This is a genomic window from Longimicrobium sp. (assembly GCF_036388275.1).
Lineage (GTDB): Bacteria > Gemmatimonadota > Gemmatimonadetes > Longimicrobiales > Longimicrobiaceae > Longimicrobium.
On sequence record NZ_DASVSF010000076.1, the window covers coordinates 1 to 20,550 of the forward strand.

Consider the following 20,550-nt stretch of genomic DNA (forward strand, 5'->3'; position numbering starts at 1 on the left):
CGGTGCGTAGACGCCACACACTCCTACGTCGACGACGGGTTTGACGCGGCCTCAAACCTACGCTCCCACGGCATTTTTGCAGACTGCGCCTTGTATTTCGGCCCTGACACCCCTATCAGAGATGTGGGTAATGGGTAGCCCGCTTGCGGGAGAGGGGCCGGGGGAGAGGGCAGCCGGGGAATGCGCCGGAGCAGTCGAAACGCCCCGCCCTCCGCACACCGCGAGGAGACCGAGGCCCCCGCTTTCGTGACCGCTGCCGCGCCCGGGCTTGTACGGATCCGCGGTTAGATCCTTCGGCGCGCGAGGTATGGTGTACGGGATGGGACGGTGCGCCTGCGCCTCAGGATGACAGCTGGTGCGCGCTGGGACCCGAGCCACCCCACGTCTGAGGAAGCGCGCCGGACTGGCTCCCTTCCCCCGCGCAGTTTGCGGGGGAAGGGCTGGGGATGGGGGGCGCCGCGGTATGCGCCACACCCGGCCTCATCCGGTACGTCGTTCTTCCGCGCGGACGGTCCGCGTCAGACCACCTGCTTGCCGTCCCTGAACACACGCACGCCCGCCTCGCCACCACCGTGAATCAACAGCCGTGCGCCACGTCCGCCGTAGGCCCGCATCAGGTCGTGCATCAGCGGCTCTTCGCCGTGCCAGGGGTACCCGAACACCAGGTCGAAGTCCTCCAACGGGTGCCCCAGCGCCGGGTATCCCGAAGCGCCGTCCCCGATGGTGCCGATGCGCCCGTCCCCGCCCTTGGGCCGGTACTTGTAGCCCGACGGGATGAAGCTGCCCGCCACGAACTTCGCGGACGAGCCGTAGCGCTCCGCCAGCCCGCGCGCCACGTCCACCAGCTCGCCGTCCAGCTCCAGCCCGTACGCCTCGAACCCCAGCAGGTCGGCCATGATGGTGATGACGCCCGTGGCCGAGCCCCACTCCAGGAAGCGGAGCCCCGGCGCACGCAGCTCGATCAACGCGTCCAGCACCACCTCGTAGTCGGCCGGGACGAACGGGTGCCACTCGTTCTGGCGCACCTCGGTATCGAAGCGGCGCCAGATTTCCCACCCCTCCTCACTCAGGGCAGAAATCCTGGCGCGCAGCTCCGCGTCCACGCCGGCCGGCCGGGGGGGTGCCCCAGCGCTCACGCGTCGTCCTCGTCGGACGGCTCGGTCTCGCCGCCGGGGCCCTCGGTGCCCTCGTCCATCACCCCGCCCAGCTCGTCGTCGTCGCCGCCCTCCTTGCGGGCGAGCTTCTTCGCGGCCTTTTCTTCTTTCTTCTTCTGCTTGTCGATTTCCTTCTGGCGCTTCTCGAAATTGTAGTTGGGACGCCTCGCCATTTTTGCTCCGGTTCGTAGGTGCGTGCTCGCCGCTGCTGTCGCGCGATGGCTGAATCTAGCTCGCCGACGCGTCTGGCGCTCAGTTCCATCTCTCGTTCCTGCACCTTCCGGTCCCCGGATGCGCGCCTCCCCCGCTCGCCCTTCATCATTCCCTCATCCACCCCCGGCAACAGTGCGGTTCATGGCGGCGTCCAAACCCGCGACAGGAACTCGGAAGCGCGGCGTTCTTCCGCGAACAGACCCACCAGGAGCGGGATGATGATCAGGATGAGGACCACGGCGGCCCCGCTGCTGGCGGCGGCGCTGATGGCGGCCAGCGCGGCGGCGGCGCAGGGACGGGTGGTGCAGCTGCCGCGGCAGGACCGCGTGCTGTCGGGAACGGCGCCGCAGGTGTACGCCATCGGCGCGGCGGAGGGGGCGGAGCACGAGATCTTCGGCGAGATCGCGGGCGTGGCCTTCGACGCATCCGACAACCTGTACGTGCTCGACCGCCCCAATGCGCGGGTGATGGTGTACGGGCCGAACGGCCGCTTCATCCGCCAGATCGGGCGCAAGGGCCAGGGCCCGGGCGAGCTGACCGTGCCCATGCAGCTGGCCATCACCGGCGACGGCACCGTGGTGGTGATGGACATGGCCCGCCCCGCGTACAGCCTGTTCCGGCCCGACGGAACGTTCATCCGCAACGTGGCCGTCGAGGGCCTGATGCCGGCGATGAACACCCCGATGGCCTGGCACCCGCGCGGCGGCGTGGTGAGCACCTTCCGCGCGGCTCCCACCGCCAATCCGCGGACCGGCACCCACACCCAGAACATCGTACCGCTGACCTTCTATCCGTTCGGCGGCGGCAACCCGGTGAGCCTGTACCAGATCCCGCAGCAGTGGACTACGCAGAGCTCCAGCAGCTCGCCCGGGCAAATGGTGATCCGCGTGTCGCCGCCGCCCACGTTCTCTCCCGCGGTGCTGTTCGGCGTGCTTCCGGGCGGGCAGATGGCGCTGAGCTTCACCTCGGGCTACACGGTGCGCATCCTGGACGCCAACGGCCAGACCGTGCGCTACCTGCAGCGGCCCATGCCCGTGCGCCGGACCACGGAGCGCGACCGCGAGCGTGCCCGGGCGGAGCGGCGCGAGATGGTGGAGAGCGGCCGGGGCAGGATCACCATCAACCGTGGCGGTGGCAGCGGTCCCCCGCCGCGCGCGCCGCGCCTCCCCGGCCTCGAGCAGCAGCTCGCCGAGATGCGCTTCGCCGACACCATTCCGGCGCTGAAGGGGCTGCGCGTGGCCCCGTCCGGCAAGCTGTGGGTGGAGCGCACACCGGCGTTCGGAGCGGAAGACGGCCCGGTGGACCTGCTGACGGCCGAGGGGCAGTACCTGGGCACCATCACCGGGCTGGGCCTGCCGGCGGCCATCAGCCGGGGTGGGCTGGTCGCCTTCACCGAGGTGGACGACCTGGGGGTGGACCGCGTCGTCGTACGCCGCCTGCCGCAGCCCTGGCGGTAAGAACGCGGAAGGGCTGGAGATGCGGGACGGGCGCGGAGCGGATCCGCGCCCGTTTTCGCGTCCAACGCCGCCGTTCCCCGCCCCTTCCGTCCGGCCCCGCGCGCCCCTACGTTGCCGCCGGTGCGCGGTTTGCGGGTGCAGCCGCGCCCCGTGCGACGACGAGTGGACCTGACCGGAGAAAGAGCCCCACGTGAACCGCGAGTACCACCGCTGGCACAGCCCCTCGCTGGGGCGTGACATGGAGATGCTGGTCTTTGGCCATTCGGGCGCGCGCATGGTGGTGTTTCCCACCTCGCAGGGGCGCTACTTCGAGTGGGAAGACCGCGGGATGACGAACGTGCTGGGCGACCACCTGCGCAACGGCTGGCTTCAGCTCTTCTGCGTCGACAGCGTAGACGCCGAAAGCTGGTACGCGCGCTGGAAGCATCCGCGCGACCGCGCCCAGCGGCAGTACGACTACGAGAACTACGTGGTGCGCGAGGTGGTTCCATTCTCGCGAAGCCGCAACGACAACCCGTTCCTGATGGCCACCGGCGCCAGCTTCGGCGCGTACCACGCGGTAACCATGGCGCTGCGGCACCCGCACCTGTTCAACCGGGTGATCGGGCTGAGCGGAATGTACGACATCCGCCAGTTCGCCGACGGCTACTACGACGACGCGATCAAGGGCAACAACCCGTCGCACTTCGTCAGCGAGCTGCACGACCACGGGCACCTGGAGGCGCTGCGCCGGATGGACATCATCCTGGCCACGGGCGAGACGGACCAGTTCGTCGACAACAACCGCCACCTCTCGCGCATCCTGTGGGAAAAAGGCGTGGGCAACGCGCTGCGGCTGTGGGACGGGTGGTCGCACGACTGGCCGTACTGGGAGCGGATGATCCGCACCTACATCAACGGAAGCGACTGATCGGGAAGTGCGGGAGTGCGTCAGTGCGGGAGTGAACGCCGGGAACCGGCAATCAAACGAACCGGAGGAGCGGAGATGGCGCTGAAAGTGGGGCTGATCGTGGGGCGGGAGTGGTCGTTTCCCCCGGCCTTCATCGAAGAGGTCAACCGGCGGAACGAGGGCGTCACCGCCGAGTTCGTGCAGCTGGGCGCGCCGCGCATGGACGACCCCAGCGAGTACGCGGTGATCATCGACCGCATCTCGCACGAGGTGCCGTTCTACCGCACCTACCTCAAGCAGGCCGTCATCCAGGGCTGCACCGTCGTCAACAACCCGTTCATGTGGACGGCCGACGACAAGTTCTTCGGCGCGGCGCTCGCCACCCGCCTGGGGATCGCGCATCCCAAGACCATCGTGCTCCCCAACAAGGAGTACATCCCCGGCATCGTTCACGACGAGTCGCTCCGCAACCTCAAGTACCCGCTGGACTGGGAGGCCATCGTCGAGTACATCGGCCTGCCCTGCATTCTCAAGGACGCGCACGGCGGCGGATGGAAGGACGTGTACGTCTGCCGCACCATGCGCGAGCTGATCGACAACTACGACACGTCGGGCCTGCTGACGATGATCGTGCAGGAGTTCATCCACTGGGACCACTTCATCCGCTGCATCTGCCTGGGGCAGGACGAAATCCTCCCCATCAAGTACGATCCGCGCGAGCGAAAGTACCACGTGGAGCACGCCCACATGGGCGAGGAGCTGGGCCGGCGCGTGGTGGACGATTCGCGCAAGCTGGTGCGGGCGCTGGGATACGACATGAACTCCATGGAGTGGGCGGTGCGCGACGGCGTTCCCTACGCCATCGACTTCATGAACCCCGCGCCCGACATGGACATCTACTCGCTCACCCCGCACTACTTCGACTGGGTGGTCAAGCACATGGCCGACATGGCCATCGACCTGGCCAAGAACCCGCGGCCGCAGGTGCGCGAGCTCAAGTGGGAAGACCTGTTCGCCGGCTCGCGCCACTCGGCCGAGATGGTGGGCGGCGCGGCGGTCCTGGGCTCCGGCTCGCCTCCGCCGGTCGAGGCTCCGGCCGAGGCCCCGGCCGCGCAGCCCGTGGCGGGTTCCGGCTCCGTATCGACCTCCCGGTCCGCCGCCGACCCCGGTGACGCGCCGGACCGAATCGTCCGCGCCGAGGCCGAAGAGGGGCACGCGTGAACGACGCCGCCACCGTTCGCCAGGCCATCGACACCTGGCACCGGCTGCTGGGCGACGAGGGGCTGGCGTCGGGGAGCGCGGAGCTGATGGAAGACGACCACCGGCGCCACGGGATGTACTTCGGCGACCGGCCGCTCTGCTCGACGCTGCGCCCGCGCATGCTGACGCACGCCCAGTACGCCTGGATCCGGCGCCAGGTGGGCACGCTGATGAGCGCGTATCGCAAGATCCACGAGCGCGCGATGGCGGATGACGGCTTCCGCGCCCAGTTCCACCTGCTGGACTGGGAAGAAGAGATCGTGCACTTCGATCCCGGCTTCCGCTCGCCCTGCCCCACGTCGCGGCTGGACACCTTCTTCTCGGCCGAGGACGGCACGCTCAAGGTGACGGAGTACAACGCCGAGACGCCCGCCGGCCCGGCGTACGTGGACGTGCTGTCGGAAACGTTCCTGGCGCTGCCGGTGACGGGCGAGTTCATGCGAACGCACGTGCTGCATCCGCTTCCCGCCAGGCACGGCGTGCTCCACGCGCTCCTGCAGTCGTTCCAGGAATGGTCGGGGCGCCGCGAGCTGCCCCGCATCGGCATCCTGGACTGGGCCGACGTGCCGACGGTCAGCGAATTCGTCTTCTTCCGCGACTACTTCCGCGCGCACGGCATCGAGGCCCAGATCGCGGATCCGCGCGAGTGCGAGTACCGCGACGGCAAGCTGATCGCCCCCGGCGGCTTCGAGATCACGCTCATCTACAAGCGCGTGCTGATCGACGAGCTGGTCATGCGGATAGGGATGGACAACCCCGTCGTGAAGGCGGTCAAGGACGGAGCCGTGTGCATGATCAACCCGTTCCGCTGCAAGGTGATCTACAAGAAGGCCGGCCTGGCCGTGCTGGGCGACGAGCGAAACGCGGAGATGTTCGATGCAGACGAGCGGGCAGTGATCGACGCGTGCATCCCGTGGACGCGCGTGGTGGAGGAGCGCCGCACCAGCCGGGGCGCGGAGCAGATCGACCTGCTGCCGTGGATGGCGCAGAACCGCGAGCGCCTGGTGCTGAAGCCCAACGACGACTACGGCGGGCACGGCATCGTGCTGGGGTGGCTCGTGTCCGACGACGAGTGGACGGCCGCGGTGCAGACGGCGCTGACGCGTCCGCACGTGGTGCAGGAGCGGATCATCCTGCCCACCGAGCCGTTCCCCAGCTGGGTGGACGGGCAGGTACAGGTGACGGACCGCATGCTCGACATCGCGCCGTACGTAACGATGACGGCGCACGTGGACGGCGCCCTCACCCGCATCGCCACGGACCCGCTGCTGAACGTCACGGCCGGTGGCGGCTCGAGCGTGGCCACGATGCTGGTGGAGCCGCGGTAGGGGGCGCACCTCGGCTCCGCTGGGGCCCTCACCCGGCTCGCTTAGGCTCGCCACCCTCTCCCACAAACAGCGTGGGAGAGGGGATACACTTCAGGCCGAGGTGCGGCGACGAGCATGGAGGTACAGGCCCGGCCCTGCTGGGGCGACTAAAGTCGCGGCAACAACGGCCCAAAGTCCGCCTGCGCGGACTGCACACGCAGTCGAGTGCGCGGGGCCGGCCCAAGCGCGATTCAGGTCTCCCCCTCCCCTGCGCAGCGGGGGACGGGGGCCGGGGGGAGGGGGCTCCCGCGGAATGCGAGGCAGCCAGTCGAACCCGGACCGAAGTTCCCCCCTCTCCCGGCGCAGTTTGCCGGGGGAGGGGCTGGGGGAGGGGCCCGCCGCGGCAGCGCCCGGACCCGGTCGGCCCGCGACGAAGTTCCCCCCTCTCCCGCGCGGTTTGCGGAGGAGGGGCCGGGGGAGGGGGAACCGGCGCGATCCGTGCAGCCGGAGCACCAAACGAAGCGAGTGCCCAGGTAAACGCAGCATCGGCCCGCAACACCATCCCAGGGATTGTCCGCATGAAGGCTCCTTCGCTGACGCTCGGCATCGAAGAAGAGTACCAGATCATCGACCCCGAAACCCGGGAGCTACGGTCGTACATCACCGAGCTGCTGGAAGACGACCACATGATCCTGGGCGAGATCAAGCCCGAACTCCACCAGTCCATCGTGGAAGTGGGCACCACCGTCTGCCGCACGCCGCAGGAGGTGCGCGCCGAGCTGCGGCGGCTGCGCGGAATGGTGATGGGGCTGGCCGCGCGAAAGAACCTCAAGGTCGTCGCGGCGGGCACGCACCCCTTCAGCAGCTGGATGACGCAGGAGATCACGCCGCTGGAGCGCTACATCGGCGTCAAGCAGGACATGCAGGACCTGGCGCAGCAGCTCCTGATCTTTGGCACCCACGTGCACGTGGGCATCGAAGACCCGGAATTCCTGATCGACGCGATGAACGTGTCGCGCTACTTCCTGCCCCACATCCTGTGCCTGTCCAGCAGCTCGCCCTTCTGGATGGGCCGCAACACGGGGCTCAAGAGCTACCGCAGCGTGGTGTTCCGCAACTTCCCGCGGACGGGCGTGCCCCGCATCATGCGCAGTTGGGGAGACTTTGCCGAGCTGCAGGAAACGCTCGTCTCCACGCGGTGCATTCCCGACGGCAGTAAGCTCTACTGGGACCTGCGCCCTCACCACGCGTATCCCACGCTGGAGTTCCGCTTCCTGGACGTGTGCACGCGCGTGGACGAGGCCGTGTGCGTGGGCGCCATCCTGCAGGCCATCATCGCCAAGCTGTGGAAGCTGCGGCGCGACAACATGACGTTCCGCTTGTACCCGTCGGACCTGATCGAAGAGAACAAGTGGCGCTCGGTGCGGTACGGGCTGGACGGCAACCTGATCGACTTCGGCAAGCAGAAGGAGAGCCCCGCCCGCCACCTGATCCGCGAGATGCTGGAGTGGTTCGTGGACGACGTGGTGGACGACCTGGGGAGCCGCGCCGAGGTGTCGTACGCCTTCCGCATCATGGACGAGGGCTCCAGCGCCGACCGCCAGGTGAAGGTCTTCGAGCGCACGGGCGACCTGAAGGACGTGGTGGACCACCTGATCGCCGAGACCGAAGAGGGCGTGTTCGAGCAGCAGCCGGCGATGGCGGGGACGTGAGTGCGTGCGTGAGTGCGTGAGTGCGGCCCTCTCCGGTATCGGGGAGGGCCGCTTTCGTCGAGCGTGATGCGGCAGCCTCGCTACCCGCCTGAGCCGGCAAACACGAAGATGATCACGGCGAGTACCAGTGGCGCCGCCGACGCCACCAGCATCGGCTTGGTGCCCAGCCGCACGCCGCCGTAGTACGCGATGGCGGGACCCTCGCCCTTCTCACTGAACAGCACGTCGGCGCGCACACCGGCCGAGGCCCAGTCCACAAGGCCGATGGAAGCGTCGGCGGTCAGCCCCACCGCGGGCACGTGGTAGTTGCCGTCGCGGTCGGTGTAGGCGACGCTGCGGCCCGCCCCCATGATGCCCGCGCCCAGGTCGATCGCCGTGGTGCGATCGTGCCAGCGGCGGTAGCGCCCTTTGAGCGCAACGCGATAGCCGTTGGCGTCACCTCCCAGCATGAACGTGCCTCCGACTGCCTTGTCGCTCGCCACGTTCACCATGGCCCCCGCCTCCCACGCTACGTACCCGGTAAGCTCCAGGCTCTGCCTGCGCACGCCCACATGATCCAGCCTCTGGAAGCGGGATCCCGCCACGGCCATGTAGGCGTTCCCTTCCAGGACGAGGAAAACCCGGCATTCGGCGGCTGGGCGGCCCGTGCGGCAGAAGCGTTGGGGCGCCGCCTCGTCGTCCTGCGCCGGCGCCTCCGTCGCGAAAAGCGCGGCGCACGCCAGCGCGGCCGCCAGCGGCCAGCGCAGTCCAAAACGGATTCGCATCGGAATTCCTTCGTGTCGGGGGGCCACTCATGGCACCGACCCACGACCGCACGAAACCGGCCGCTTGGCCGTCTCCGTCCCGGCCGGCCCGCGCCGATCCGATCGAACGACACTCGAAGTCCTCCCCTCTCCGCACAGCAGTTCCGTGCGGGGAGGGGCGGGGGAGGGGCCACCCGCGGCATGCGCCGAGGCAGGTTTCACCGCGCGAAGGGAACGGAGTGTCTCGGGGTTCCGTGCCGCTGCCGCGCCCAGCCTGAGTAGTGGTTCACGCTAGATCCTTCGGCGCGCCGGGCGTGCAGTACGGGCGAGTCCGGTGCGCCTGCGCCTCAGGATGACACTCCCCTCTCCCGGCGCAGTTTGCCGGGGGAGGGGCTGGGGGAGGGGCCTAGCCGCGGCATGCGCCAGTCCCGGTCGAACCTCGCCCGAAGTTCTCCCCTCTCCGCACAGCAGTACCGTGCGGGGAGGGGCCGGGGGAGGGGCCCCCCGCCGCGGCATGCGCCCACCCTTGTCCTCCGACGATCGAAGTTCCCCCCTCTCCCGCGCAGTATGCGGGGGAGGGGCCGGGGGAGGGGGAACGCTGTACATTTCTTGCATCCCGCCCCACCCTCGCGCCGCATCGAAAACTCTTGACGAAGACCATCGCCGGAACCACCCTGCACTACCCGCCCGCGTGTGGGAACGGGCGGCATTCCCACCCCTCCCCCTTCTCCAGGAGGTGCGTATGGCTTCAGCCCCCTCATTCACAACGGACCGCATCCGCAATGTGTGCGTGGTTGGCCACGGCGGATCGGGAAAGTCCACCCTGGTCGACGCGGCCTGCTACGTGGCGGGCACCACAAAGCGCCACGGGTCGGTGGATGACGGAACCGCCCTCACCATGTTCACGCCCGAAGAAAACGCACACGGCATCTCCATGAACGTGTCCGTGGCCTGGGCGGCGTGGATGGACAGCAAGATCAACTTCATCGACACCCCCGGCTACCTGGACTTCCTGGGCGAAACGCGCGCCGGCATCCGCGTGGCCGACGGCGCGCTGGTGTGCCTGTCGGCCGTCAACGGCGTGGAGGTGGGCACCGAGCGCGTGTGGGACCTGGTTGAGGAAAGGCACCTGCCGGCCATCCTCTTCGTCTCCATGATGGACCGCCAGAACGCCGACTTCGAGCGCGTCTACCAGGACATCCGCGAGCACCTGACGCCCAAGGCCATCCCGGTGGAGGTGCCCGTGGGCGCGGGGGACGAGTTTCGCGGCATCGTCAACCTGTTCAGCGACCAGGTGCACTACTACAACGAGGGCACCACGGCCGGCGAGTACGAGGAGCACGACGTTCCGCCCGAGCTGCAGCCCATCGTCGACCGCTACTACAACGACCTGATCGAGACCATCGCGGCGACGGACGACAACCTGCTGGAGCACTACCTGGAGGGCGACACCATCACCCGCGACGAGGCGCTGCACGCGCTGAAGCAGGCCATGCTGCGGGGCGACCTGTACCCCGTGTTCTGCGGCGCGCCGACGAAGACGTGGGGGACGCGGGCGCTGCTCAGCAAGCTGGTGGAGCTGATGCCCTCGCCCCAGGAGCGCCCGGCCGAGCTGGCGCAGGGCCGCACCGACACCGTGGTGGAGCTGCGGAACCTGAACAGCGACCCGTTCGCCGCGCTGGTCTTCAAGACCACCAGCGAGCCGCACGTGGGCGAGCTCTCGTACTTCCGCATCTACGGCGGCTCGGTGGGCAGCGGCGGCGAGGTGTTCAACGCCACCCGCGAAAAGCCCGAAAAGCTGGCCCACCTGTCTATCCCGCAGGGCCGCGACCGCCAGGAAGTAGACGGGCTGCGCGCGGGCGACATCGGCGTGGTGGCCAAGCTCAGGGACACGCACACCAACGACACGCTTTCCGCCCCCGGGCACCCGCTGGTGCTGGCCGGGGTGAGCTTTCCCGACCCCGACATCGCCGTGGCGGTGGAGCCCGCGACGCGGGGGGAAGAAGACAAGCTCGCCGTGGGGCTTCACACGCTTCACGAGGAAGATCCCTGCTTCACCTCCGAGTACGTCCCCGAGCTGGGGCAGACGATCGCGCGGGGGCTGGGGGAGCTTCACCTGGAGGTGCAGCTGGAGCGGCTGAAGCGCAAGAACGGGGTGGACGTGGTGGTAAAGGCGCCGCGCATTCCCTATCGCGAAACCATCCGCGCGGTGGCCGAGGCGCAGGGCCGCCACAAGAAGCAGACGGGCGGGCGCGGCCAGTTCGGCGACGCGCACCTGCGCCTGAAGCCGCTGGACCGCGGTGTCGGCTACCGCTTCACCGACTCCATCGTGGGCGGGGTGATCCCGGGCAAGTACATCCCGGCGGTGGACAAGGGCGTGCAGGAGGCGTCGGCGCGCGGGGTGCTGGCCGGCTTCCCCATGGTGGACTTCGAGGCCGAGGTGTACTTCGGCAGCTACCACACGGTGGACAGCTCGGAGATGGCGTTCAAGATGGCCGGCATCCTGGCCTTCAGCGCCGCCGCCGAAAAGGCGCAGCCCGTGATCCTGGAGCCGGTGATGCAGGTGGACGTGTTCACCCCCGACGAGTTCCTGGGCGACGTGATCGGCGACCTGAACCAGCGGCGCGGGCACATCCTGGGCATCGAGCCGATGGGCCGGAACCAGCGCGTCCGCGCCCTGGTGCCGCAGGCGGAGCTGTACAAGTACGCCACCGCCCTGCGCTCGCTCACGCAGGGGCGCGCCACGCACACGCGCACCTTCCACGCGTACGAGGAGGTGCCCGGCCACGAGGTGCCGCGCGTGGTGGAGTCTGCCAAGAAGGAGCGCGAGGAGCTGGCCTCCACGCGGTAGACGTTTCGCGAAAGATCGAGCAACGGCCCCGCCTCCAGGCAGCTCGGAGGCGGGGCCGTGCTGCGAGAGGGGAGTCCCTGCTAAAAGTGAAGACGCGGGAGGCTGAACCCCCCGTTGGTGACGGAAAGCATGGCTCCCGACTCGCGCATCCGCACCTGCATCTCGAACGTGCCCTTCACGCTGTCTGCACCTAAGGTGGAGATCGTAAGGCGCAGCGACGTGGCGTCTCCATAGCCGCTGCCGGGCGAAGTGGCGTTGAACGCGACGAACGCGTGCGTCACCGGGCACGAAGCCATGGTGATGCAATTGATGGTTCCAACCTTCGGATTCGGGACCACGATCCCGAAATCGTCGAAAGCGGCCCCCTGCGGAGGGTATCGGTAGCCGACGATGTACAGCTCGTCTTCATCATCGTAATCGACCGCGGCGGCAGCCACGCGGCTAGTCATGACATCGCCCCTTACGCTGAAGGTGCCGGTGTACGCGCCGGAGTACTCGAACCGGAGCTCGCCGGGTGCGGGACCCGTCGGGTCGGTGGGGCCGCCGTCCTTGCCGCACGCGGTCATGAAGAACGACAGGGCGGCAAGCGAGAGAAGCCGGTGGATCTGCTGCATGGGATTGCGGTCGGGAGGCAATGTTCGAGGGAAGGAGGCATTCAGTATACTCCCCGGCGGTCCGCATCGCACGGCACGGTTGCCTTCCGTGGATGCCCCGCGTATGGTGTCGCCCTTCGTGACCCTGATTCTCGTATCTGGAGGACCCATGGCCCGTTTCGCCGCGATCCGCGGAAGTGTGATGGCCCTCGCCTGCGCGGCCGCGGTGGCCGCGTGCGCCAAGGAAGCCGAGCCCACCGACAACACCGTCAGCGCGGGCTCCGCCCCGCCGCTGCCGCTGACCGTCGACAGCGCGCCCTCCATGCAGCCCCCCGTGGCCACCACCCCCGCGGCGGACACCGGCGCCGCCCCCGCGGTGCAGACCCCCGCCCCGTCGAACGTGCCCGCGTCCAGCAACGCGGCGGCCCAGGGCGGATCGTCCACGGCCCCGCCCGCCGCAGCCCCCGCCGCCGCGCCGGCCGACACGGGGCACACCGGCCACTGACAAAGAAAGCCTCACACGGAGACCAGCGGTTTCATGTTTGCGGAATACGCGCGGCATGGACACGCGACGCACGAGTGGAAGCACGTACGTGGGGATTTCGGGATGGACGTACGCCGGGTGGCGGGGCGTCTTCTATCCCGAGGGGCTGGCCCGCAAGCGCGAGCTGGCCTACGCCGCGTCCCGGCTGAACACCATCGAGATCAACGGCTCCTTCTACTCCCTTCAGCGCCCCACCAGCTACCGCACGTGGTACGAGGCCACGCCCCCCGGCTTCGTCTTCGCCGTGAAGGGAAGCCGCTTCATCACGCACATGAAGAAGCTCAAGGACGCGGAGGTGGCGCTCGCCAACTTCCTGGCGTCGGGCGTGCTGCGGCTGGCGGAAAAGCTGGGGCCCGTGCTGTGGCAGTTCCCGGAGCGGATGCGGTTCGACGAGGAACGCTTCGCCGACTTCCTGGCGCTGATCCCCAAGACGCACGACGAAGCGTCGCGCCTGGCCCGCGGGCACGACGCCCGGCTGGACGCGCGGGCGTGGACCGAGCCCGAGCACCAGGGCACCATCCGCCACGCCTTCGAAATCCGCCACCCGGGGTTCCTCTCTCCCCGCTTCGTAGACCTGCTGCGCGCCCACAACGCCGCCTTCGTGTTCGCCGACACGGCGGGGCGGTGGCCGTACGCCGAAGACACGACCAGCGACTTCGTGTACGTGCGGCTGCACGGCGCCGAGGAACTGTACGCCAGCGGATACAGCGACTCGCAGCTGGACTGGTGGGCGTCGCGCATCCGCGAGTGGCGCACCGGGTGCCATCCGCGCGACGCCATGTGCGTGGCCGATCGCACCGCCGACGTCCACGGGGGACGCGACGTGTTCATCTACTTCGACAACGACGCCAAGGTGCACGCCCCCTTCGACGCGCTGCGCCTGGCCGAGCGCCTGCGCTGAAAGTTCAGGAAGGAGCAGAGCCCGGGTAACCGGCCCAAGCCTCGGTGCCGCGGACGCGCACCGAACTGGCTCCCTTCCCCCACGCAGTTTGTGGGGGAAGGGTTGGGGATGGGGGGCGCCGGGGCGTGCGCCGGGCTCGGCCGACCGCGTCGCTGCCCTCCATCCCGGTCACGCCGGTCCCGTCACCGCTGCAGGACGCCGAACGCGGCCTGGCTGAACGGCACGTCGCCCTCCTCCAGCAGCGGCAGGTCGAACGTCCCGCTCTGCACCTCCACCTCCGCGTCCTCGTCAACGCCCACGAAGCCCGACATCGAAAACGTGAACGTGCCGCGGACACGCTCGTCGTCCAGGTGCGTGATGGTGAGCTGCCCGGACGTGCCGAAGAACAGCGCATCCGCGTCTTCGGCGGAGGTGTCGTCCTGGCCCAGCACGAACGCCGACAGGAACGCGCAGTCGGCGTTGGACTCCGTGCAGGTGACCGTCCCCTTCGCCGGATCCTCGAGCACGACCAGCAGGGCGTCGTACTTGTTGTTGCCGGAGCGGCCCGCCTGGGAGTAGAGCACCAGGGCGTCGCCGCCCTGGGGATCTTCCGCCAGCTCCGCGAACGCGAAGGTGCCGCTTTCGGAGTTGGCGGCGGTCACTTTGCCCTCGGCCTCGAATGCGCCGCTCACCGCGCCGCTGTAGGTGAAGTGCACCTCGCCCACCAGGTTCCGGCCGGGGCCGCTGGAATCCTTGCAGGCCGCCAGCGGAAGCAGCGCGAGCGAGGCCAGGGCCAGGAGGGTGCGTTTCGATGTGCGCATGGAAGGAATCCCTTCTTTCGTATCAGGTCGGTGCGGCGCTCCGCGGCATGCGGAGCGCCGGGCTTCATTCGCCCCTGGCGGGAAGGACGAAGGTGAACGCCGCGCCCGCGGGGGGCGCGTTGCGGGCCACCAGGTCGCCGCCCATGGCGCGGGCCAGGCGGCGGGAGATGGCGAGCCCCAGCCCGCTGCCGGGCTCGCCCTTGCTCTTGGGCGCGGAGCCCAGCTGCAAAAACTCCTCGAACACCGCCTCTTCGCTGCCGAAGGGCAGCCCCGGGCCGGTGTCGCGAACCTCGATCCACGCGCGCCCGCCCTCGTCGCACCCGGCCGCGACGGACACGGCGCCCGCGGCGGTGAACTTCACCGCGTTGGAAAGCAGGTTCACCAGCACCTGGCGCACGCGGGGCGGGTCCACGCACAGCGTTTCGTCGCGAAGCGGATCCACCTCGGTGCGCAGGTCCAGCCCCTTGCTGCGCGCCTGCGGCTCCACCACCACCAGCGCGTCGTCCACCAGGGCGCCCAGGGTCACCTCTTCGCAGTTGAACTCCATCCGTCCCGCGTCTAGCTTGGCCAGGTCCAGGATGTCGTTCACCAGCTGCGACAGGTGGCCCGACACCTGGCAGATGCGCTCCACCATGTCGTGCTGCTGCCCGTTCAGCTCGCCCACGATGCCGTCGGCCAGCAGCTCGCTGTAGCCCACGATGGCGGTGATGGGCGTCCGCAGGTCGTGGCTCATCGCCGAAAAGAACCGCTCGCGGCGCACGGCGGCCTCGGTCAGCCGGGCGTAGGCGCGGGCATTGGCCAGCCCCGCGGCGGCCTGCCCCGCCAGCATCCCGGCCAGCGCATGCATCTCGTCGTCCGCCTCTCCCGGGGTGCGCCAGGCCACCAGCAGCGTGCCCACCGCCTCGCCCGCGTGGTGAAGCGGAAAGACGAACCCCGCGCCGCCCCCCACCTCCACCCGCCCGCCCTCCCCCGCGGGCGCCGTCACCAGCGCCGTCAGCTCGTCGGCGCCGATGGACCATTCGTCCGCCACCCACGCGCGCGGCTGCTCGATCAGCGGCGTCGACAGCGCGGCCGCGCCGGCGCCCAGCACCGGGGGAAGGCGCTTGCACAGGCCGTCCCAGATGCGATCGGCGTCCACCATCGAGGCTGACTCGGTGGCCAGCCCGCAGAGCGCCTCCAGCCGCCGGGCGCGCGTTTCCCAGTCGGCCGCGGCGGCCGGCGCGTGTGCCGGGGTGGACTGGGAGTTGCCGTCGGCCATCGGTTTCCTCGCTGATCGGAGTGCGGGCCGCGTGCGGCGGCCAGGGGCTCCGGCTATCTTGGGGGCCGCACGGCGCCCCGGCAAGCCAACCGACGTCCAACGACATGACCCTTCGTCCGCTCCGCCTGAAGAAGAACGAGGACCGCCGCCTGCGCGCGGGCCACCTGTGGGTGTTCAGCAACGAGGTGGACGTCCGCGCCACGCCGTTGACGGACTTCGAGCCCGGCGAGCCCGCCGAGGTGCAGGACGCGCGCGGGGCGCCCATGGGCACCGCCTACGTGAACCCCCGCTCCCTGATCGCCGCGCGCCTGGTCAGCCGCCAGCGCAACCGCCCGCTGGACGGCGACCTGCTGCGCCGCCGCCTGGCCCGCGCCCTGGCCCTGCGCGAGGCCGTCTTCCCCGGCCCGTACTACCGCCTGTGCTACGGCGAGGGCGACGGGCTTCCCGGCCTGGTGGTGGACCGCTTCGGCCCGCACCTGGTCGCGCAGGTGACCACCGCCGGCGTGGAGCGGGTGCTGGACGACCTGGTGCAGGCGCTGCGCGACACCGTGGCCCCCGAAAGCCTGCTGCTGCGCAACGACACCTCCGGCCGCGCGCTCGAGGGGCTGGAGCCGTACGTGCGCCCCGCGTTCGGCGAGGTGCCCGAGGTGCTGTCGCTGGAAGAGAACGGCGTCCGCTTCCAGGTTCCCGTCTCGGGGCAGAAGACTGGCTGGTTCTACGACCACCGGATGAACCGTGCCCGCATGGGGGCGTACGTCCGGGGGCGGCGCGTGCTCGACGTCTTCTCCTACGTGGGCGGATGGGGCGTGCAGGCCGCCGCCGCCGGCGCGTCGTCCGTCGTCTGCGTGGACGCGTCGGCCCCCGCGCTGGAGTGGGTGGGCCGCAACGCCGATCTGAACGGCGTGGCCGACCGCGTATCCGCCGTCCGGGGCGACGCCTTCGACGTGCTCGGCCGCATGGTGGCCGACGGCGAGCGCTTCGGCGCCGTGGTGCTGGACCCGCCCGCCTTCATCAAGCGGAAGAAGGATGCCCAGGCCGGGGCGGAAGCGTACCGGCGCGCCAACCAGCTGGCGATGGAGCTGCTGGAGCCGGACGGCATCCTGGTTTCCGCGTCCTGCTCGTACCACCTGCACCGCGACGGCCTGATGGACGCCATGCTGCGCGCCAGCCGCCGCCTGGGGCGCGACCTGCAGGTGCTGGAAGAGGGCCACCAGGGGCCGGACCATCCCGTGCACCCGGCCATCCCGGAGACCGCGTATTTGAAAGCGTTCGTCGCTCGGGTGGGATAGGGCCAGGTACCAAGTACCAGGTACCAAGTGCCCAGCGCCAAATGACAGGTGCCTGGTTGGAACCCCGGGTTTGTCCTGGCACTTGGTACTGAGCACTTGGTACTGCCGTTCAGGTACTTCCGTTTATCCGTTCAGTGCGAGATGCCGAAGCTGAAGCCGATGTGAAAGGTCAGCAGGTCGGTGTCGCTTCGCACGGGATACAGGGTGATGCTGCCGTCGGGGTGGTCCTCGATGTCGCCCTCGCGCAGGTACTCGGCGACACCGTTGTTGTGGTACTTCACGCCGATGTCGATGCTGGCGCGCGACGAGCGGGGACCCACGGGAATGTAGATTCCCCCGCCGCCGCCGTACGAAAAGCTGCCGTCGTCGAAGTTGGTGGTGCTGGCGAAGTCCTCGTCGTCGTACGTTCCAGACACGGACGACTGCGTCCAGATGAACGAGTAGCCCGCGTAGCCGTTCACGTACGGGCGCAGCCGCCCGTTGGGCACCCCGATCTGCGGCCCCACGCCCACGAAGGCGATGTTGTTCGACGTGGTCAGGTCTACCAGGATGCGCCCGCCCAGCGTGGGGCTCAGCGGAACGCGCTGCCGCTCGTGGCCGTACACGATGAGCCCGGCGTCGGCGCGGAGGCCCAGCCATCCGTCGCGGTCCAGCTGGTGGATGTAGTTGACCTGCCCGCCGAAGCCGCCGTTCACGTAGTCGCTGAACTCGCCCTCGGTGCGGGCGGCGATGAAGCTTCCGCCGAAGAAGCCGCCCGTGGGCTGCTTCTCGTAGTGCTCCTCGTCGTCGTCGTCCCAGTCCCAGTCGTCGTCCTGGGCGGCGAGGGGAGCGGCGATCAGCAGGGCGGCCGCGGCGGCGACGATGATGCGGGCTTTCATGGCTTCAACCTCGTGCGGGGACGAGAATCGGAAAGGTTCGGGGCCCGGCGATCTGCCGCCGGACACCGTAGCACAGGGGCAACGCGCGGGCCGCCGGGGCCGCGGAACGGCATCGCAATACGGTGTATCGACTTACCTGTTTCGGGCGATGCGGGCCGTGCCTGGTGGGTGACCGCTCTGGAGGACAGCACTGCCGTCCCCGGGTGTCCACGAATCCAACAACGTTCAAGGTCGCGGCGATCGCGACAGGGAAGGCCTGACCGATGGCGGTGGAGATGACGGGCCGGTACGCCGGCGGACTGAAGACGGAGCTGCGGCACGGGCCCTCGGGCGCGGAGATCCGGACGGCGGCGCCGGTGGACAACGCGGGCGATGGGAGCTCGTTCTCGCCCACGGACCTGCTGGCGGCCTCGCTGGGCGCGTGCATGGTGACGGTGATGGCCATCTACGCCGAGCACAACGGCCTGCCGTTCGAGGGCGTGAGCTTTTCGCTGGAAAAGCACATGCGCGCCGACCCGCGGCGGGTAGAGTCGCTACCGGTGACCATCCGCATGCCCGCCGCGCTGACGGAGGAGCAGCGCAAGAAGCTTGAGCACGTGGCGCTCACCTGCCCCGTGCACCGCAGCCTGCTGCCGGAGATCAGCAAGGACGTGACGTTCGTGTACGAGTGAGGGGTGCCCCTCCCCCGGCCCCTCCCCGCACAAACTGCGTGCGGAGAGGGGAGAAACAACACGGGCGTCCCCGGCTGCCGTGGGGCCCTCACCCGGTCGCGCTGACACGCGTGCCACCCTCTCCCACAAACAGCGTGGGAGAGGGGGTACACTTCAGGCCTGGGTACTCATCTAAGTCCTTGATACGCAACAGCCTGTCATCCTGAGGTCAAGCCACGCCAGACCTGCCCGCAAACCGAATCCGGCGGGCCGAAGGATCTAGCGGCGGACACGTACAAGCCCGGGCGCGGCAGCGGTCACCGTGGCCGAGGCCTCGGCTGCCGTGGGGCCCTCACCCGGCCGCGCTGACACGCGTGCCCCCCTCTCCCACAAACAGCGTGGGAGAGGGGGTACACTTCAGCACTGGGTGCGCATCCAAGTCCTTGACGCGCAACAGCCCTGTCATCCTGAGGCCAAGCCACGCCGCGCTCGCCCGCAAACCATACCCGGCGGGCCGAAGGATCTAACCGCGGATGCGTACAAGCCCGGGCGCGGCAGCGGCCACCAATGCAGAGGCCGCCACATCCGTCCGGGCGGTTGAAAACCGCGCCTGGAAAATCATGAAGTCCGCCTGCGCGGACTGGGCGGGACAGTGCCGTGCCTCGGCAGGTGCGGTCGCGTGCTGGTGAAGCCCGAAGGGGACGCGCCAGCGGCCTGTGTCGGGCTTTCCGCTGTCCCAGCCGCGGGTTCACCCGCTCCTGGAACCTCGAGGCCCTGCCGTGGTGGGACCGTCCGCGCGCGAAACGGTACGCAGTGTGCTTGAAGCGCCGATCTGGGCAGACGGATCCGACATTTCGGGAGGCGACGATGAGCAAGACGGAACGCAGTGGACATACGACCACGAACCACGAGTTCATCAAGGAGTGGGTGACGGAGCGCGGAGGACACCCCGCCTGCGTCCGTGGAACCGGCGAGGAGGAGATCGGCGTGCTACGCATCGACTTTCCCGGCTACTCGGGAAGCGACTCGCTGGAGCCCATCAGTTGGGACGAGTGGTTCGAGAAGTTCGAGGAATCGGAGCTGGCCTTCCTTCACCGCGACATCAAGGGTGACGACGGCAGCCTGGACCGCTTCAACAAGCTGGTCAAGCGAACCGGCGACGAAGACGGCGAGTAAGCCGAGCGGGGCGGGCCACCACGGCCCGCCCCGCTTCGCGTTCCGGCGGATACCGCCGAGGCCTCGGCTCCGTCGGGCGAATGAATTTGAATTCGGAATTGTGTACTTGACGAAACCGGATATAGCCGGACCGGGGCGGGTGTATCCGGATCATCCGTGCCCGGTCCACGGCGGCGGCGCCGCCGTGGACCGGTACACGTCCGCTACCGCGTCCAGCAAGCCCCGCCGCGCGTTCGCCTGCCGTTCGTCCGGCAGACCGCCAAGGATACACGCCAGCGCATCGGCCACCGGGTCGGGACGCCCCGCAAGGTACAGGAGCGCCACCGCCCGCCGTACGCGCGGGTGAGGCGACGTTTCCCCGTCAATGAAGCAAGCGTGGTGTGCCCCAGCCCGGCACGCGCGGCCAGCGACCGCAATGACGCGCGCTCCGCCCCATCCCGCGCCCATTCCCCCGTCAAGTCCAGAGGCACGGCCCTGTGCTCGTTCATGGACTGCCCACCTCGCAACGCAGGCCGCCCAGCGCGGGCACCAGCACGTCCGCGAGCGCCTTCCGCATCCGCACTCGTTCCGCGAGCGGGTTCCGGCCTCAGTGACCAGGGACTGAAATACTTCTTGGAAGGGGGCGAGCCGCGCGCGGGCACGCTCCGCAAGCTAACCGAGGGGACGTGCGGGAAGCTGCGGGCGCGGGCGAACTGGACGCGAGCACGGCACACGCGGCGCTGTCGCTGCTGCTGGACGGCCTACCCGAACCCCAGCGCTCCGCTACCCGCCGCCTCTTTCTGAGCGCGATCCGCGACGCCTACAACACCACCGGCCACCCCGTGCCGGACTGGCTTCGATAAAAGCAAATGGGTGGCTACTCGCCGCCCCTCAGT

At 69.3% G+C, this 20,550-nt stretch carries 20 protein-coding genes; 12 read left to right on the top strand and 8 right to left on the bottom strand.

What is annotated here, in order from left to right; translation table 11 throughout:
• Nucleotides 1-518 precede the first annotated feature (518 nt).
• Both VF632_RS15435 and VF632_RS15440 read right to left on the bottom strand, forming a co-directional pair.
• On the bottom strand, nucleotides 519-1,136 hold the full coding sequence (locus VF632_RS15435; protein WP_331023811.1) for a hypothetical protein: 618 nt from the start codon (nucleotides 1,134-1,136) through the stop codon (nucleotides 519-521).
• Nucleotides 1,133-1,327, bottom strand: a complete 195-nt coding sequence (locus VF632_RS15440; RefSeq protein ID WP_331023812.1) for a hypothetical protein — start codon at nucleotides 1,325-1,327, stop codon at nucleotides 1,133-1,135. The genes VF632_RS15435 and VF632_RS15440 overlap by 4 nt, the downstream gene beginning before the upstream one ends.
• Before the next feature lie 255 nt (nucleotides 1,328-1,582).
• On the opposite strand from VF632_RS15440, the gene VF632_RS15445 reads away from it, so the two are divergent.
• The 5 genes from VF632_RS15445 to VF632_RS15465 all read left to right on the top strand — a co-directional run bounded on the left by VF632_RS15445 (nucleotide 1,583) and on the right by VF632_RS15465 (nucleotide 7,992).
• Complete coding sequence (locus VF632_RS15445) at nucleotides 1,583-2,824, top strand: 6-bladed beta-propeller (RefSeq protein ID WP_331023813.1); 1,242 nt, start codon at nucleotides 1,583-1,585, stop codon at nucleotides 2,822-2,824.
• Between the two features lie 190 nt (nucleotides 2,825-3,014).
• Nucleotides 3,015-3,734 carry an esterase family protein gene (locus tag VF632_RS15450; RefSeq protein ID WP_331023814.1) on the top strand — a complete coding sequence of 240 codons (720 nt, stop codon included), beginning with the start codon at nucleotides 3,015-3,017 and terminating at the stop codon, nucleotides 3,732-3,734.
• A gap of 75 nt (nucleotides 3,735-3,809) precedes the next feature.
• On the top strand, nucleotides 3,810-4,934 hold the full coding sequence (locus tag VF632_RS15455) for a hypothetical protein (RefSeq protein WP_331023815.1): 1,125 nt from the start codon (nucleotides 3,810-3,812) through the stop codon (nucleotides 4,932-4,934).
• Complete coding sequence (locus tag VF632_RS15460) at nucleotides 4,931-6,301, top strand: hypothetical protein (protein WP_331023816.1); 1,371 nt, start codon at nucleotides 4,931-4,933, stop codon at nucleotides 6,299-6,301. The genes VF632_RS15455 and VF632_RS15460 overlap by 4 nt, the downstream gene beginning before the upstream one ends.
• 557 nt (nucleotides 6,302-6,858) lie before the next feature.
• Nucleotides 6,859-7,992, top strand: a complete 1,134-nt coding sequence (locus VF632_RS15465; RefSeq protein ID WP_331023817.1) for a carboxylate-amine ligase — start codon at nucleotides 6,859-6,861, stop codon at nucleotides 7,990-7,992.
• Nucleotides 7,993-8,072: 80 nt separating this feature from the next.
• Here VF632_RS15465 and VF632_RS15470 read toward each other — a convergent pair whose 3' ends face one another.
• A complete protein-coding gene (locus VF632_RS15470) occupies nucleotides 8,073-8,756 on the bottom strand; it encodes a hypothetical protein (RefSeq protein WP_331023818.1) in 684 nt (227 codons plus the stop codon).
• A 721-nt stretch (nucleotides 8,757-9,477) separates the two neighbouring features.
• Between VF632_RS15470 and fusA the strand changes: the two genes are divergently transcribed.
• Nucleotides 9,478-11,586 carry an elongation factor G gene (gene fusA / locus VF632_RS15475; RefSeq protein ID WP_331023819.1) on the top strand — a complete coding sequence of 703 codons (2,109 nt, stop codon included), beginning with the start codon at nucleotides 9,478-9,480 and terminating at the stop codon, nucleotides 11,584-11,586.
• 80 nt (nucleotides 11,587-11,666) lie between these two features.
• Here fusA and VF632_RS15480 read toward each other — a convergent pair whose 3' ends face one another.
• The gene (locus VF632_RS15480) at nucleotides 11,667-12,200 is read right to left on the bottom strand and encodes a hypothetical protein (protein ID WP_331023820.1); all 534 of its coding nucleotides are present in this window, start codon (nucleotides 12,198-12,200) and stop codon (nucleotides 11,667-11,669) included.
• A 148-nt stretch (nucleotides 12,201-12,348) separates the two neighbouring features.
• Between VF632_RS15480 and VF632_RS15485 the strand changes: the two genes are divergently transcribed.
• Both VF632_RS15485 and VF632_RS15490 read left to right on the top strand, forming a co-directional pair.
• Nucleotides 12,349-12,684: a hypothetical protein gene (locus VF632_RS15485; protein WP_331023821.1), complete on the top strand. Its 336-nt coding sequence runs from the start codon at nucleotides 12,349-12,351 to the stop codon at nucleotides 12,682-12,684.
• Nucleotides 12,685-12,739: 55 nt separating this feature from the next.
• Nucleotides 12,740-13,624, top strand: a complete 885-nt coding sequence (locus tag VF632_RS15490) for a DUF72 domain-containing protein (protein ID WP_331023822.1) — start codon at nucleotides 12,740-12,742, stop codon at nucleotides 13,622-13,624.
• A gap of 182 nt (nucleotides 13,625-13,806) precedes the next feature.
• On the opposite strand, the gene VF632_RS15495 is transcribed toward VF632_RS15490, so the two are convergent.
• Both VF632_RS15495 and VF632_RS15500 read right to left on the bottom strand, forming a co-directional pair.
• Nucleotides 13,807-14,424: a hypothetical protein gene (locus VF632_RS15495; protein WP_331023823.1), complete on the bottom strand. Its 618-nt coding sequence runs from the start codon at nucleotides 14,422-14,424 to the stop codon at nucleotides 13,807-13,809.
• A gap of 64 nt (nucleotides 14,425-14,488) precedes the next feature.
• Nucleotides 14,489-15,682: a HAMP domain-containing sensor histidine kinase gene (locus VF632_RS15500; protein WP_331023824.1), complete on the bottom strand. Its 1,194-nt coding sequence runs from the start codon at nucleotides 15,680-15,682 to the stop codon at nucleotides 14,489-14,491.
• A gap of 104 nt (nucleotides 15,683-15,786) precedes the next feature.
• On the opposite strand from VF632_RS15500, the gene VF632_RS15505 reads away from it, so the two are divergent.
• The gene (locus tag VF632_RS15505; protein ID WP_331023825.1) at nucleotides 15,787-16,971 is read left to right on the top strand and encodes a class I SAM-dependent rRNA methyltransferase; all 1,185 of its coding nucleotides are present in this window, start codon (nucleotides 15,787-15,789) and stop codon (nucleotides 16,969-16,971) included.
• A gap of 131 nt (nucleotides 16,972-17,102) precedes the next feature.
• On the opposite strand, the gene VF632_RS15510 is transcribed toward VF632_RS15505, so the two are convergent.
• Nucleotides 17,103-17,849: a hypothetical protein gene (locus VF632_RS15510; RefSeq protein ID WP_331023826.1), complete on the bottom strand. Its 747-nt coding sequence runs from the start codon at nucleotides 17,847-17,849 to the stop codon at nucleotides 17,103-17,105.
• A gap of 263 nt (nucleotides 17,850-18,112) precedes the next feature.
• Between VF632_RS15510 and VF632_RS15515 the strand changes: the two genes are divergently transcribed.
• Both VF632_RS15515 and VF632_RS15520 read left to right on the top strand, forming a co-directional pair.
• Nucleotides 18,113-18,520, top strand: a complete 408-nt coding sequence (locus VF632_RS15515; protein WP_331023827.1) for an OsmC family protein — start codon at nucleotides 18,113-18,115, stop codon at nucleotides 18,518-18,520.
• An 846-nt stretch (nucleotides 18,521-19,366) separates the two neighbouring features.
• Nucleotides 19,367-19,675 carry a hypothetical protein gene (locus VF632_RS15520; protein ID WP_331023828.1) on the top strand — a complete coding sequence of 103 codons (309 nt, stop codon included), beginning with the start codon at nucleotides 19,367-19,369 and terminating at the stop codon, nucleotides 19,673-19,675.
• Nucleotides 19,676-19,825: 150 nt separating this feature from the next.
• Here the strand turns inward: VF632_RS15520 and VF632_RS15525 are convergent, their stop codons facing one another.
• Nucleotides 19,826-19,999 carry a hypothetical protein gene (locus VF632_RS15525; protein WP_331023829.1) on the bottom strand — a complete coding sequence of 58 codons (174 nt, stop codon included), beginning with the start codon at nucleotides 19,997-19,999 and terminating at the stop codon, nucleotides 19,826-19,828.
• Between the two features lie 341 nt (nucleotides 20,000-20,340).
• Here VF632_RS15525 and VF632_RS15530 point away from each other — a divergent pair, with 341 nt between their 5' ends.
• Nucleotides 20,341-20,517: a hypothetical protein gene (locus VF632_RS15530; protein ID WP_331023830.1), complete on the top strand. Its 177-nt coding sequence runs from the start codon at nucleotides 20,341-20,343 to the stop codon at nucleotides 20,515-20,517.
• The last annotated feature ends 33 nt before the right edge of the window (nucleotides 20,518-20,550 follow it).

Bases quoted from the DNA above. Each gene is read 5' to 3' on its own strand.
- VF632_RS15520 (WP_331023828.1), top strand. From the start codon at position 19,367: ATGAGCAAGACGGAACGCAGTGGACATACGACCACGAACCACGAGTTC.
- VF632_RS15505 (WP_331023825.1), top strand. From the start codon at position 15,787: ATGACCCTTCGTCCGCTCCGCCTGAAGAAGAACGAGGACCGCCGCCTG.
- VF632_RS15510 (WP_331023826.1), bottom strand. From the start codon at position 17,849: ATGAAAGCCCGCATCATCGTCGCCGCCGCGGCCGCCCTGCTGATCGCC.
- VF632_RS15500 (WP_331023824.1), bottom strand. From the start codon at position 15,682: ATGGCCGACGGCAACTCCCAGTCCACCCCGGCACACGCGCCGGCCGCC.
- VF632_RS15470 (WP_331023818.1), bottom strand. From the start codon at position 8,756: ATGCGAATCCGTTTTGGACTGCGCTGGCCGCTGGCGGCCGCGCTGGCG.
- VF632_RS15440 (WP_331023812.1), bottom strand. From the start codon at position 1,327: ATGGCGAGGCGTCCCAACTACAATTTCGAGAAGCGCCAGAAGGAAATC.
- VF632_RS15490 (WP_331023822.1), top strand. From the start codon at position 12,740: ATGGACACGCGACGCACGAGTGGAAGCACGTACGTGGGGATTTCGGGA.
- VF632_RS15480 (WP_331023820.1), bottom strand. From the start codon at position 12,200: ATGCAGCAGATCCACCGGCTTCTCTCGCTTGCCGCCCTGTCGTTCTTC.
- VF632_RS15495 (WP_331023823.1), bottom strand. From the start codon at position 14,424: ATGCGCACATCGAAACGCACCCTCCTGGCCCTGGCCTCGCTCGCGCTG.
- VF632_RS15455 (WP_331023815.1), top strand. From the start codon at position 3,810: ATGGCGCTGAAAGTGGGGCTGATCGTGGGGCGGGAGTGGTCGTTTCCC.
- fusA (WP_331023819.1), top strand. From the start codon at position 9,478: ATGGCTTCAGCCCCCTCATTCACAACGGACCGCATCCGCAATGTGTGC.
- VF632_RS15445 (WP_331023813.1), top strand. From the start codon at position 1,583: ATGATGATCAGGATGAGGACCACGGCGGCCCCGCTGCTGGCGGCGGCG.
- VF632_RS15515 (WP_331023827.1), top strand. From the start codon at position 18,113: ATGGCGGTGGAGATGACGGGCCGGTACGCCGGCGGACTGAAGACGGAG.
- VF632_RS15485 (WP_331023821.1), top strand. From the start codon at position 12,349: ATGGCCCGTTTCGCCGCGATCCGCGGAAGTGTGATGGCCCTCGCCTGC.
- VF632_RS15465 (WP_331023817.1), top strand. From the start codon at position 6,859: ATGAAGGCTCCTTCGCTGACGCTCGGCATCGAAGAAGAGTACCAGATC.